The 13,110-nt window shown below is 67.0% G+C and carries 11 protein-coding genes; 7 read left to right on the top strand and 4 right to left on the bottom strand.

What is annotated here, in order from left to right:
• Positions 1-136 precede the first annotated feature (136 nt).
• The 3 genes from ABD115_RS02540 to ABD115_RS02530 all read left to right on the top strand — a co-directional run bounded on the left by ABD115_RS02540 (position 137) and on the right by ABD115_RS02530 (position 5,309).
• Positions 137-1,420 (top strand): sensor histidine kinase, encoded by a 1,284-nt coding sequence (locus ABD115_RS02540; RefSeq protein WP_343957894.1) that lies wholly within the window; start codon positions 137-139, stop codon positions 1,418-1,420.
• Positions 1,417-2,226, top strand: a complete 810-nt coding sequence (locus ABD115_RS02535) for a response regulator (protein ID WP_343957892.1) — start codon at positions 1,417-1,419, stop codon at positions 2,224-2,226. Before ABD115_RS02540 ends, ABD115_RS02535 begins: the two co-directional genes overlap by 4 nt.
• 176 nt (positions 2,227-2,402) lie before the next feature.
• The gene (locus ABD115_RS02530; protein ID WP_343957890.1) at positions 2,403-5,309 is read left to right on the top strand and encodes a Calx-beta domain-containing protein; all 2,907 of its coding nucleotides are present in this window, start codon (positions 2,403-2,405) and stop codon (positions 5,307-5,309) included.
• A 20-nt stretch (positions 5,310-5,329) separates the two neighbouring features.
• Here ABD115_RS02530 and ABD115_RS02525 read toward each other — a convergent pair whose 3' ends face one another.
• Positions 5,330-6,172 (bottom strand): SDR family NAD(P)-dependent oxidoreductase, encoded by an 843-nt coding sequence (locus tag ABD115_RS02525; RefSeq protein WP_343957888.1) that lies wholly within the window; start codon positions 6,170-6,172, stop codon positions 5,330-5,332.
• 306 nt (positions 6,173-6,478) lie between these two features.
• On the opposite strand from ABD115_RS02525, the gene ABD115_RS02520 reads away from it, so the two are divergent.
• The 3 genes from ABD115_RS02520 (at position 6,479) to ABD115_RS02510 (ending at position 9,159) form a co-directional block, all read left to right on the top strand.
• A complete protein-coding gene (locus ABD115_RS02520) occupies positions 6,479-7,978 on the top strand; it encodes an amino acid permease (RefSeq protein ID WP_343957886.1) in 1,500 nt (499 codons plus the stop codon).
• Positions 7,979-8,193: 215 nt separating this feature from the next.
• Complete coding sequence (locus ABD115_RS02515; RefSeq protein WP_343957883.1) at positions 8,194-8,697, top strand: FBP domain-containing protein; 504 nt, start codon at positions 8,194-8,196, stop codon at positions 8,695-8,697.
• A gap of 27 nt (positions 8,698-8,724) precedes the next feature.
• On the top strand, positions 8,725-9,159 hold the full coding sequence (locus tag ABD115_RS02510; protein ID WP_343957881.1) for a DUF6389 family protein: 435 nt from the start codon (positions 8,725-8,727) through the stop codon (positions 9,157-9,159).
• Here ABD115_RS02510 and ABD115_RS02505 read toward each other — a convergent pair.
• Positions 9,156-9,581, bottom strand: coding sequence for an ester cyclase (locus ABD115_RS02505; RefSeq protein ID WP_343957879.1), 426 nt, complete (start codon positions 9,579-9,581; stop codon positions 9,156-9,158). The genes ABD115_RS02510 and ABD115_RS02505 overlap by 4 nt on opposite strands.
• Positions 9,582-9,903: 322 nt before the next feature.
• On the opposite strand from ABD115_RS02505, the gene ABD115_RS02500 reads away from it, so the two are divergent.
• Positions 9,904-10,365, top strand: a complete 462-nt coding sequence (locus ABD115_RS02500; protein ID WP_343957877.1) for a tRNA (cytidine(34)-2'-O)-methyltransferase — start codon at positions 9,904-9,906, stop codon at positions 10,363-10,365.
• A 30-nt stretch (positions 10,366-10,395) separates the two neighbouring features.
• Here the strand turns inward: ABD115_RS02500 and ABD115_RS02495 are convergent, their stop codons facing one another.
• Both ABD115_RS02495 and ABD115_RS02490 read right to left on the bottom strand, forming a co-directional pair.
• Entirely contained in the window at positions 10,396-11,454 is a 1,059-nt protein-coding gene (locus ABD115_RS02495) for a class C sortase (RefSeq protein ID WP_343957875.1), read from the bottom strand.
• 150 nt (positions 11,455-11,604) lie between these two features.
• Positions 11,605-13,071, bottom strand: coding sequence for a SpaH/EbpB family LPXTG-anchored major pilin (locus ABD115_RS02490; protein ID WP_343957874.1), 1,467 nt, complete (start codon positions 13,069-13,071; stop codon positions 11,605-11,607).
• Between the last annotated feature and the right edge of the window lie 39 nt (positions 13,072-13,110).

Below are 13,110 nucleotides of genomic sequence, written 5' to 3'. Positions count from 1 at the left end.
CCGAAGCCGCCCGCGGGCCCAAGAAACGGATCCCGGTGTCCACCCTGGGGTGGTAGCCGACACGGCCAAGCGCGGCTAGCGTTAGGAACCGGGCACCCGTGCGATGGGCGGGCGGCGCGGGAGAGGGGAGAAGCCGATGAGCGCAACCGCTGCTTCGCCGCGCGACGGCACGATCCGCGAGGAACAAATCCGCAAGGATCGGATCCGCACCGGCGCGACCGGCGACCGCGCACCTGCCGACCTCGCGCTCCCGGATCGCCCGCGCATCGTGCGCTGGTTCGCCGCCCGGCCGCGCATCGCCGACATCGCCGTGATGCTCGCCTGCGCGCTTCCAGCGAGCGCGGCGCTCCTGCTCGCCGGGCCCGAACCAGCCTGGCTCGGGTGGGCGTGCATCGTTGGTGTTGCGGTTGCGCTGTGGTGGCGGCGCCAGCACCCGCTCGCCGTGCTCCTCGTCATCGCTGGCGTTGGCGCGCTGAACCCGGTCTACGCCCACGCTACCGGCGGGCCGGTGCTCGAGCTCGCGTTCGGAATGTTCGCGCTCGCCTCGCGCGTGCGGCTGCGCACCGCGGTGCTCGGCGCGCTTGCCGCAGCGGGGATTATTGTTGCGGTGGCGGGAATGACGGCGCTGCTCGGCATTCGCACCGGCCCGCCCGTCGTGTTGCTGCAGCCGAGCGAGCTCATCGCGCTGGCCGCCGGCGTCGCCGTGCGCCAGGCGCGCGAGCGGCGGGAGGCGCTCGCGCAGCTCGTCGCGCTGCGCGAGGAGCGCGCCGCAGCGGCCGAGCGGGCGCGCATCACCGCCGAGATGCACGACGTCGTCGCGCACTCGGTGACCGTGATGGTCGCGCTCGCGGGCGGGGCGGCAGCGGGCTGGGAGAAGTACCCCGAGCGGGCGCGTGAGGCACTCGGCCAGCTCGGCGACGTCGGGGCAGACGCGCTCGGTGAAATGCAGCGGATCCTGCGCGTGCTGCGACACGGCGACGACGCCCTTGACCGCGACCTCGAACGCGCCGGTCACAACCTCCCCGACCTCGGCGAACTCATCGAACGAAGTCGTCACGCGGGGCTCCCCGCCTGGCTGACGATTGCCGGCGAGCTGCCCGCAGACCCGGGGCTCGCGACAACGGTGTACCGCATCGTGCAGGAGTCGCTCACGAACGCGCTTCGGCACGCGCGAGGGGCGACGCACGTCGAGGTGCGCATCGCGCGCGAGGGCGACGCGCTTGCGGTGAGCGTCACCGATAATGGGCGCGGTGACGCGGGGGATCGGCGCGGCGCGGGCGTCGGCCTGCGAGCGATGCGGGAGCGAGCGCACGCGTTCGGCGGCGAGCTCGCGGCAGGGCCGCTGCCCGTCAGTGAGGCGTCCCCGGGCTCCGGCTGGCAGACCCGAGCGCTCCTGCCGCTCAACGAAAGGCACCCATGACCGTACCCGTTCGCGTGGTCGTCGTCGACGATCAGCCGCTCGCCCGCGCGGGCAACGCGCTTATCCTCGACTCCGACGACGGTATCGAGGTCGTCGGCGAGGCCGGCACCGGCTTCGAGGCGCTCGAAGTGGTCGCCCGCGAGCTCCCCGACGTCGTGCTCATGGACGTGCGCATGCCGGTGATGGATGGGCTCGAGGCCACCCGCATTCTCACCGAGCGCCACCCGGGAACGCGCATCATTGTGCTCACCACCTTCGACCTCGACGAGTACGCGTTCGGGAGCCTGCGGGCGGGGGCGAGCGCGTTTCTGCTGAAGAGCACGAAACCCGCGGCCCTCGTCGACGCGGTGCACACGGTCGCCGACGGGGCCGCGGTCGCCGCGCCCCGGCTCACCGCACAGCTGATTGAGCATTTCGTTGGGCAGAAGCAGGAACAGAGGCAGGGGCAAAGGCAGGGGCAGACGCTGAGCCGGGAGGGGCAGCGCGGTGTGGCGGATCCGCGACAGGCTGATCGCGCGGCCGACCCGTCGAGTGACCCCCTCGGTGCGCTCAGCCCGCGCGAGCGCGACGTCTTCGCGGGCATCGTCGCCGGGCAGACGAACGCCGAGATCGCGGAGGCGTTGTTTCTTGCACCCTCGACCGTGAAGTCGCATGTGAACCAGATCTTCGCGAAGCTGCAGCTGCGCGACCGCGTGCACGCCGTGATTCTCGGCTACGAGCTTGGCCTGGCAGACCGTGAGGGGAGCGAGAACCGGGAGGCGGAGCCCGGCGGTGAAGGCGGCCGAGGCGAACCCTCGCGACCGTAGCGAAATCACTGTTTATTAAAACATTTCGCATAGGAATTGATAGACCGCCGCCTGTTTCCTGGATATGGTGATGGGGTCTGGCGACTGCTTCGGCCGCGGTTTTTCGATGCCTCGGCGACGCACTGCGGTCGCTTGCACGCCGATAGCCGAAGTTGGGGAACGAGCAAAGGGGAGCGATGTCGCGCGTTCAGTACAGCCGCAAAGAGGGTTTTCGATCGGGTGGGCGAGCGCGCCGTGTGCTCGCCGGTATTGCGACAATCGCAATGCTCGGTGGGCTCGGCGCTGTCGGCGCCTCGCCAGCAGTCGCTGAGCCGGCCGGAAGCGACCTCGTCGTCTTCGCAGACACCGAGCTCGCAGCGTGCGTGAACAATCAGATCGGAGGCCGGGCTGCTGATGCGCCCATTACGCATGACGATCTCAACAAGCTCTATGGGCTCTCGTGCAACCAGAAATTTGCGGTAACGTCGCTCGACGGGCTGGAGCACGCTCAGAAGATCACCAACATCTTCTTCGCCGGCGGCAACCACGACTTCTCCGCCACCGCGTCGCTTTCGGCCGCGGCTGCCATGCCGAAGCTCAACAGCATCACGCTCACCGACGCAAACGTCAGCAATGCGTCGTTTCCAGCGCTCGCCGGCGTGGCCGGGCTTTCCACGCTCAGCCTGACCGGCAACCCGGCGCTCACCGACCTGGCCCCGCTCGCCGAGATGCCGAAGCTCAGCAAGCTCGACGTCTCGCGCAACGAGCAGTTGAGCGACCTGTCGCCGCTCGCGAGTTCGGCGAAGCTCAGGGACTTCACGGCTTCGCAGAACCCGCAGCTGAGAGACCTCGGGCCGCTCACCGAGCTCACCACGCTCACCTCGGTGAGCGTCTACAAGACCGCGGTCGCGACGCTCGAGCCGCTCTCGAACCTCACCGAGCTTACGAACCTCTCCGCAAGCTACACCGAGGTCGATTCGCTGTTGCCGCTCCAAAAGCTCACGAAGATGCGCAACCTCAGCTTCGACTACGCGAAGCTGGAGAGCCTCGACGGCATTGAAGACATGGCCGACCTGCGCACGCTCGAGGTGAACTACAACGGGAATATCGGCGACGATATCGACGCGATTCGCGGCAAGCCCGAGCTCACCCGCCTCCACATGAACGCGATTGGCGCGACAAAGCTTGACCCGCTGTTTGAGCTGACCGGCCTGACGAACTTGCAGGCGATGGGAAATGAGATCTCGTCGCGCGTTGGGCTCCAGGCCGCGCCCGCGAGTGCATCCACAGGGTCGTTCGCCATCACCGCGCAGCGCATTCCGGGGGATCCGAAGTATGTTCCGAAGGGTGCGGAAACGTACCGACACGATGCCACCGGGCAGCTTGCAAACCGTGACGGCAGCTTCCCACAACCCGGGGGCAACCTTGCGCCGGAGCCGGCTCCGAAACTACCGATGATGAACATCAAGGTGTTTAAAGCCTGGCCCGATCTCGAGTACACCTTTGCCGAGGAAGGCACCCAGAACGACCGCTTTACCGGCACCGTAATGATGCCGATCGTCTGGAGCCAGATCACGAGCGAGGACAGCGCGACGATCCCGTTTGGCGAGGAATGGTCACATGAGGTGACGTACACGGAGGGCTTCCCCGTCGCCGAGATCAGGCTCGAACCCGTCCCGGAGTCGAAAACGGGCGTTCCTGGGTGGCTCAAGGTCTCGGGGTCGAACCTTGTCGGCACGCCAAACGCGTTCGGCGACTGGAGCTTTGACATTGTGGTTGCAGACGCGCTCGGCAACCAGCTCACGCAGCGATTTGACCTCACCGTGCCCAAGCCGGGGAACACGGTGTTCGAGCTCGGCGCAGACGCCGCTGTTGCTGCCGGGGCGCCGGCCGAGTTCGTTGTGACCCGCGCCAACGCTTCACTGAATCCGTTCACCGGAGAGGCGAGCGTCACCGTCGAGACCGTCGACGGCACGGCGAAGGCTGGTAAAGACTACACGGCGCTGACACGCACGCTCGTGTGGGCAGCTGGGGAGACAAACCCCCAAACCGTCACGGTGCAGACGCACCCAGGTAAGGCTGGCGACGACGAGCGGGAGCTCTCGCTGCGGCTCACGAACCCTCAGCCCATGGAGGTCGCCGAGCTCGGGGGCGGCTTCTCAGCAGACCTCACGATTGTGTACCCGACCCCTGGCATCACCACCTTCTCGATCAGCGAGCCCCAGATCGTCACCGGTGCGGTGGCGCAGCCGGGCGATCAGCCCGGCGACGGCGAGCAAGAAGTGGAGTTTACCGTGCAGCGCACAAACAGCATCGTCGACCCGTGGACCGGCGAGGCGGGCGTCTCGGTGAAGATCTACGACCCGGCCGCAACTCCCGGCGACGACTACTCTCGCACCGAAACCCTCACGTGGGGCCCCGAGGAGAACACCCCGATGACCGTGAAGGTGCGCGTGCGGCCGGGCGCGGCAGGCGACCCGAAGCGCCTGCTCGCGCTTCGCCTCACGGAGGCTACGCCCGCTGCATACGCGAAGCCAGGCCCGAACCAGGTCACCGGCCTTGCGATCGTGTACCCGGAGCCCGAGGCAACAGTGTTCGAGCTTGGCGAAGACGCGCGCGCCGACGCGGGCGACTCGGTGACGATCACCGTCACGCGAGCAGACGCCCTGTTGAACCCGTGGACGGGTGAGGCGAGCGTGCGCGTGCGAACCGCAGACGGCTCGGCTGCTGTCGGCACCCACTATGAGGCTATCGACGAGGTACTCACGTGGGGCCCTCGCGATGCGGAGCCACAGTCGGTGACGGTGCGCACGCTACAGACGCAGTCAGGCGAGCGCGAGCGCACACTCGTCGTTGCGCTGAGCGAGCCGAGTAAGTTCTCGGAGCTTGCTGAGCGCAGCGCAGCGACCGTCACCATTGCATACCCCGCAACGAACCCACCCGTTCCCGGCGGTGACGACGGTGCGAAGCCCGGCCTGCCCGGCGGCGGGCTGGCAGACTCTGGCAGCGGTGAGCGCGGAGCGTTGCTCGCTGCGGGAGCTGCCGTGCTCGCGCTGCTCGGCGGGGCCGGTGCCCTCGCGCTGCGCCGCCGCACCCTGCGATAACCGGCTCCTCGCCGCCATGCTCACCCCCAGTCGACCCCGAGCATGGCGGCGCTGAGCTGCCAGTGGCGCTCGGTAAGCCCGGCGTCAGCGGCTTGACGGTGGGTGCGCCCGACCCTGCCTGGCGCGGAGTAGTAGGTGCCCGACGCCCAGCCGTGCCCTGGCTCGCCGTCGATGAAGAACCTCAGGCGGGCGCCACCCGCCGATGGCGACGAGAGAACTGACTTGAGTGCGCCGTGGTAGATGGCCTGAAAGTAACTGTCTGTCGCAGACGCAAAATTCGAACGAATAAGGCCAGGGTGAAACGCGACAGAGCTCAGCCCAGCCGCGTGCAGGTGTGCATGCAACGACTTCGCAAACAGGATGTTCGCGAGCTTGCCGTTGCCGTAGGCCCTGTTGGCCGAGAAACTCTCCCAACCGTTGAGGTCATCGAGGTCGATGTTGCCGAAGAGTCTGGCGCCAACACTCGCGGTGAGAACCACAGACGCGCTCGACGCGATGAGTCTCTTGCGAAGCAGATTGGTGAGGAGGTAGGGCGCCAGATGGTTCACCTGAAAGGTGCGCTCGAAGCCATCGCCCGTCGCTATCGGCCCCGAGAACATTCCGCCGGCATTGTTTGCGAGCACGTCGATGCGATCGCACTGCGAGTTCAGGCGCTCGGCGAGCTCTCGCACCTCATCGAGCCGGGTGAAATCGGTGACGTGAAACTCTGATCGGGTCGCAGTCGCCACTTCGCGGGTCTTCTCGGGCGAGCGGCCAACAAGAATCAAACGCGTGTTGGGGCCCGCAAGCTGGTGCGCCGCGGCGGCGCCGATACCGTCGCTGCCTCCGGTGAGAACGACCGTGCGGGTCTTCGTTGACCGCATGAGGGAACCCTTCGTGTCGGGCCTGTGGGGCCATCGGGATGATGCGGGGTCGGTTCCTTTGTAGGCTACGGAGCTTGAGAGCAGCTGGGCAGTGTGGTGAACGCAATATTTCGGTATTCGGAATCGGTGCGGATCAGCCGACAGAACACCGGTCTCGGCAGTTTCGACCCGCTGAAACAAGGGAAAGCGCTGCACGGACACCTTTGCCACGAAAACTTGCGAGTGACTGTGCAAAAGTGCGGATGGGTGTGCCGAGGTCGCTGCGTAGCCTGTGTGAATCCGCAGTGACGCGACGATAGGGCAGGTATGAAAGCGAATTACGATCGACCGGTTTCACCAGCGACCTCGGTTGCGCAGGTGATTCCGCCGAAGGGCGCAGGCAAATCGAAGAAACTGGCCTCCCGCCACATCACGATGATCACCCTTGGCGGCATTATCGGCGCGAGCCTCTTCGTCGGTTCGGGCAACGTGATTCGCAGCGTCGGCCCCGCGGCGCTCGTGAGCTACCTCATCGGCGGCGTGCTCGTGTTCCTCGCGATGCGAATGCTCGGCGAAATGGCCGCAGCCCGCCCGACGACGGGCTCGTTCATGGAATACGCGCGCGTCGGCCTCGGCGATTGGGCCGCCTATTTCGTTGGCTGGCTGTACTGGTATTTCTGGGTCGGGGTGATCGCCTTCGAGGCCGTCGTGAGCGGTGCGATTCTGCACGGCTGGATGCCGGGCGTGCCCGAGTGGGTGTTCTCGATCGCGATGATGCTCATCTTCACGATCACGAATGTGGTCTCGGTGCGCTCGTTCGGCGAGGTCGAGTTCTGGCTCGCGAGCATCAAGGTCGTCGCGATCGTCGTGTTTCTCGGTGTCGGTGTGCTGTTCGCGCTCGGCTTCTGGCCTGGCGGGTCGTTCTCGCTCCCGAACCTGTGGGAGCACGGCGGTTTTGCCCCGAACGGTGTCTGGCCGGTCATTGCGGGCGTCGCGATCGTCATCTTCTCCTACTTCGGCACTGAGATCGCCGTCATGGCTGCCGCCGAGTCAGAAAACCCCGCGAAGGGCGTGCGCCAGGCGACGACCACTGTGGTCTGGCGCATTCTGCTGTTCTTCGTCGGCGCCGTCTTCCTCATCGTCGTCATCGTGCCGTGGAATGAGCTCCCAGACCCGCAGGTCGAGGGCCCCTTCGTGCACGTCTTCACGCTCTACGGTATTCCAGCGGCAGGCGCAATCATGAGCGCCGTCACGCTCACCGCCGTGTGCTCGGTGCTGAACTCGGGGCTGTACTCGGCCGCGCGCATGTTCGCCGCGCTCGCCGAGCAGGGCTATGCGCCGGCGCTTGTCGCGAAGCGCTCGCGCAATGGCGTGCCGATCGCCGCGGTCATCGCCTCGACCCTCGGTGGCTACGCGGCGGTCATCGTGAACTTCGCAGCCCCTGAGTCGGGCATCTTCGACTTCATCATGAACTCCGCGGGCCTCGTCGCGCTCTTCGTCTACGCGTTCATCGCTGCCACGCAGATTCGCATGCGCCAACGCATGTCGAAAGACGAGGTCGCCGGGCTCGAACTCAAGATGTGGCTGCACCCGTGGCTCGGCATTCTTGTCATCGTTGCGGTGATCGGCATCGTTGTGATTATGGTCGTGAGCGGCGACGGCACGCGCACGCAGGTATGGACGAGTCTGGTCTCGGTCGGGGTGCTGGCGATCTTCTGGCCGGCGGTGCGCAAGCGCCTCGCTCGGGTGCGCGCAGCGAAGGCCGCGACCGAGGCCTCCTCCAAACCGGCAACCGCGCAGCCCGAGCCTGGCCCAACCGAGCACTAAGCCAGCGCGAGTACACTCGGAGCCATGAGCTACCGAGAGCTGTACGCGCAGCGTCAGGAGGTCGTCAGCGAAGCACTCGCTGACGGTGAGTGACGGCCCCGTTCTCGCCGCGTTCACACTAACGTGTGAGCACGGCGAGATTGGCGAACCCTCACTCGAATCTCTGCGGAGCACACGGGCGGTCACGTGACCCCGCGCTCCCGAAAGGCTCACTCATGCACCCCCTGACAGAATCATTCATCCGCTCCTCGTTCGTCAACGCGTCACGCCGCGAAACGAAGGAGCTCTCACTGCCCGATCACTTCGAAACGCTCTCAGAGGCCGACTGGGCCGCGCTTGACTACTACGGCTGGCGCGACCCGAAGTTCGCTAGGCGCGCTTACGCGGTGTTGCCGCTGCTCGACGGCGACCCGGTTGGCGTGTGCTTCACGCAGGCCGAGGCAACGCCACGCTCGCGCGCGATGTGCAACTGGTGCCGTGATGTGCGGCTGCCAAACGACGTCGTGTTCTGGGCGGCGAAGCGCGCCGGTGCGGCCGGCCGCCGCGGCGATACCGTCGGAATTCTGTTGTGCCGCGATTTCGAGTGCTCGAAAAACGTGCGCAACGACCCGCCCCCCGCCTACGAGGGCTACGACGTCGCAGCCGCGCGCGCCGAGCGCATCGACACGCTCCGCCTCAAGGCTGCGAGCTTCGCCGACATGCTGGTTACCGGCCGGTAGCGGCAGGCGGCGGGCTAGCATGGGGCCATGAACAGGTCTGACTACGCGGCAGCGCTTCGAACGCTACTCGAACCCCAATCTGTGGTGACTAGCGACCGGCTCGCGAGCTTCGCGGCGGCCGCGGCCGACGGTGCCGCCGACGCGATCGTCGTGAACGTGTTTGTCGATCAAGACGGCGAGGGCCCGTTCGACGTGTGGGCGCGCTTCGAAGGGCGCGACGCCTTCGCACTCGATCGTAGGTTCGACGATGCCCGGCAGCTATTCGGTGTCGAGTGGGGCGAGCTAGGGTGGGAACCCGACGTGCCTGGCCGCCCGGCCTCCTGGTCGCGCGACGACCTCGAAACGGCGGTCGTGGCAATCGTCGCTGGGTGGCTGCGCGAACTCCTACCGCCTGAGCGGCCGACGCTGACTTGGCGGGTCGAATCGCCTGACGGGGCCGTGACTGGCGAACTCGGACGCTAGCGCGCGTCGCCGGTGAGCTGCGCGGCGAGCCCCGCTGCGTCCTGCTGAATCCAGTACTCGACGATCATTCCGTCGGCCACGCGATACACGGCGCTGCCGACCGTTTCGAGCGGCCTGCCCGTTGGCTCGTGCCCGTCGATCACGCCGAGGTGGTGACCACGTTGGATCCACCTCGCGTACGCCCTGTCGCCGTCGACGAGCAGTTCGTCGACCTCGAGGTCGAAGGGCCCGAACATGTCGCGCATCTCTTCGACGTGCTCGGTGTAGTTCGCCGGGCTGCGTTCGAGGGTTTCGCGCGCGCCGGCGCGCACCTGGTTCGCGAGCACGACGGGCGCGAAGAACTCCGCGGCCCGCTCTGGCGAGCGCCCGCTGCGCACGTGCAGCAGAAATTCGCGAACAGTGGTCTCGGTGGTGCGGGTCATGCATCGAGTGTACTGGGGCCGCGGGGGCGCAGAGCGATATCGGGGCAGGGGCGGGCGAGTGGAGCGGCGCTCGATAGGCAATCAGCCTGGCCAAGGTCTCGAGGCGCGGATCCCGGGCTCGCGAGTGCAGATTGCCCTTGGTTGTGCTGCGGGCTCCTCTGGCGGGTGGTGCCTGCGGGCGCTGCCGTGGAGAGCAAATCTGCCCAGTATCGGGCGCAGGCCTCGGAATCGAGCCTAGGGAGTGCCGATCACCCCGGTGGGCGCAGAGCTCGGGGCCGCCCACACAAGGGCTGGCGCTCGCGAGAGGGAGTATCCTTTTCTCGTGACCCGCATCCTCTTCTTCGAGCCGCGCATCGCCGGCAACACCGGCAACACGATTCGCCTCGCCGCTGGTACCGGCGCCGAGTTGCACATCGTCAACCCGCTGTTCGATTTCGAAGACTCGAAGCTGAAGCGAGCCGGCCTCGACTACCACGACCTCGCGGTCGTGCGCCTGCACGACTCCTTCGAGGCCGCGCTCAAAGCCCTTGCCCCGGGCCGCATTTTCGCGTTCACCGCGCACGCGACCAGGCCCTACACCGACGTCGCCTACGAACCGAGCGACGTGCTCCTGTTCGGGCCCGAACCCACGGGGCTGCCGCCGGAGATTCTCGCGCACGAGGCAATCACCGACAGCCTGCGCATTCCGATGCTGCCTGGCCCGCGCTCCATGAACCTCGCCAACTGCGCGGCGATTGCGAGCTACGAGGCGTGGCGCCAACAGGGGTTCGCCGGCGCCCAGTAGCGAACTCGGTCAATTCGGTGCCACGCGACGCTAGTCGATGCGCGCATGCTCCGGGGTCGCCGCGGTCGCCGGGTAATCTGCGTGAGCTGCGTGCTCTGCGCTTGCCGACCCCTCCGCGGCCGACTCCGCAGCGGTAGCCGAATCTTCCGCGGTCGCCGCGTGCTCCGCGGTGGTTGCATCGGCGTGCACGCGGCGCGGGCCGTACCCCGACCGCCACTCCCACACGCCGATGACAACGAGCCCGGCGCCGAATGCCACGAGCCACCAGGGGAACCCCGGTACTTTCGGGCCTGTGCCGGCATCGTCGAGATCTCCCTGCGGGGTCGGATCGATGCGTTCGCCGGTAACAAGAATGCGGTGGGTGTTCACGCCGAGCGGGGTGCAGGTGATGAGCGTCATGAGGTCGCGGCCCGGAACGGCACGAATCTCCTCGGTCTCGTGCGGTTCGACAACCTTGGTTTCGAAGACGCGGTAGGCGTAGACCTGATCGAGCACCTCGACGGTAAAGGTGTCGCCCACCTCGACGCGGTTGAGATGGCTGAACATCGTCGCGTTCGCGAGCCCGCGGTGCCCGGTGAGCACGGCGCGCGTGCCCTCGCCACCGACGGGCAGCGAGGTGCCCTGCAGGTGCCCGATGCCCCGCAGCAGGGTCGCGTCACTGGTGCCGTGGTAAACAGGCAAATCGAGCTTGATGGCGGGAATGCGGATTCTGGCGAGCACGCCGTTGGGCTGGACGTTGAGGGTGTCCCAGTACAGCGCTGGGTCGACCGCCCCGAGCAGCGCCTCGCCCGTACCCTCGGCAATATTCGCGCCGCCCGCGAGCAGCGCTCCCGAGCTGAGCGCGGCGTTGTAGGCGTTGGCCTGCGCGAGCATGTCATCGATCTTCTGCTGCGCGAGCTCCTCGTTCGCCTGCGTTTGGTTGAGCACGATGTTCGATTGGTTCTGCTGCGACACCCAGGCGGCGGCGAACGGGTACAGCAGGAGTACCAGGCCGACGAGCAGCAGCGCAGAGACAGCGGTGTTCAGCCAGGAGTGGCGCCACTGGCGGGCGCCAGCGCTCGCACGGCGGTGCTTGGGTGCATCGGTCACTGCGGTCTCCCTTCCTGGTGATCAGAGCTGCCCGCGAGGGGTGGAACGCCGAGTGCGGCGGGCGATCTACTCGGGGCGGCCGCCCGCGGGGTGGATCGCCAAGTGCGCGTGACGATCCACCCCTGGCAGCGGCCGGGCGTGCGCGAGCGTCTACTCGACGCGCGCCTTCTTGCGGCGCGAAATGATGATGCCGGTCGCGATCGCGATGAGCGCGACGCCGCCGGCGACGAGCAGCACGCTGCCCATTGCGCCGGTGATCGGCAGGTTGGGGAGGTCGCCCTCGTCTGCGCCGACCTGCGTGTTTACGACGGTGACCGAGGCATCTTCATCGGTGACCGAGAGAATCAGGCCGCCGACGAGCGGCTTGTAGCCGCTCGGAGCTTTCGTCTCGTAGACGCAGTAGTTGCCGGCGCCGAGTACCTCTGTCGGGGTCTTGCCGTCGTCGCCAGACACGATTCCCTCGAGCACCTTCGTGGCCTGAGCCGCTGGCTCATCGGGGCAGCTCGTTGCGGCCGCTCCCGCGGAGTAGACGTCGAACGTCGCTCCCGCAAGCGGCACATTCTCAGCGCTGCCCTTGTTCTTCGCCTGCTTGAGCACGTGCGCCCCAGCGAAGAACTCCTCGGGGCCAATAACCTCCGGGCCCGTGGAGGTGGTGCCGTTCACGGTGACCTCGGCGACGTTCTCGGTGCTGCCGGTGCCGACGGCGTCGGCCTTGATGGTGAGTACGATGCTGCCGCCGATGTTCGCGTCGAGCTTCGCGAGGCCGGAGCTCTCAAACTTCAGCTCGATCGCGTCGCCCGTCGAACCCGCGGGCTCGGTGAGCGTGTAGTCGGTGCCTGCGGTCAGCGCGACGGGGTCGCCGTCGGCATCGAACAGCGTGACGGTGCCGGCGGTGTACTCGAGGAAGTCGCCCAACTTATCGTTGATGCGGAACTCGGAATACGTTTCGTCAGCGCCGAGCGGCGCGATCGGCACCGTGATGTCGAAGGTGACCTTGTTGCCGATGACCTGGCCGTTCTTGGTCGCGCCGCCACCGACGATGACGTTCTTTGGGTAGATGTGCGGGTTGTAGTTCCACACGGGGCTGCCCTCGGCGCCGTTGCCCGGGTAGGGCACGGTAATCAGCGTGGGTTCGGCGCCCGGAATGGAGTTCGCCGCCGGGGTACTCTCATAGACGACGTAGGCGCGGTCGGCCGGGAGGTCGAAGACGGCGACGCCGTCTTCTGCTGACGTTGTTTTTTCGCCCAAGCACTGGAGTGAGAGCGCGGTGCCGCCCTCGGTGGCGATGGGCTCGCCGCCGGTAGTGAGCGTAATCGTGATGTCTTTGATGCGTTCCCAGTCGCTCGCCTTGGAGAGATCGAGCTCCTTGATCGCGCAGGCGTCGAAGCCCGCGACGAGGGGTTTCGCGCCCTCGAGCTCGATCTCGGAGCCGTCATTGGGGCCGAGGTTGACCTCTGCGGGCTGCTCGAGTTTGTGGATGGTGAGCGTACCCTCGCCGCCGTCGCCGGGAGCCGCCGCAAACGCAGGGGCGGCGGCAAAAGTGAGCGATGCCGTGGCAAGCAGGGTCGCGCCGAGTAGCGCGATGGGTCGCAATCTATGGGTATTCCGAGTATTCATTGGGTGTCCTTTCGTCAAGCTGTTGCGTGTCGAAGAAGT

The organism is Leucobacter albus, from assembly GCF_039528015.1.
Taxonomy (GTDB): Bacteria; Actinomycetota; Actinomycetes; order Actinomycetales; family Microbacteriaceae; genus Leucobacter; species Leucobacter albus.
The sequence above is the reverse complement of the archived record's forward strand: the minus strand, read 5'-3'. Positions and strand labels throughout refer to the sequence as shown.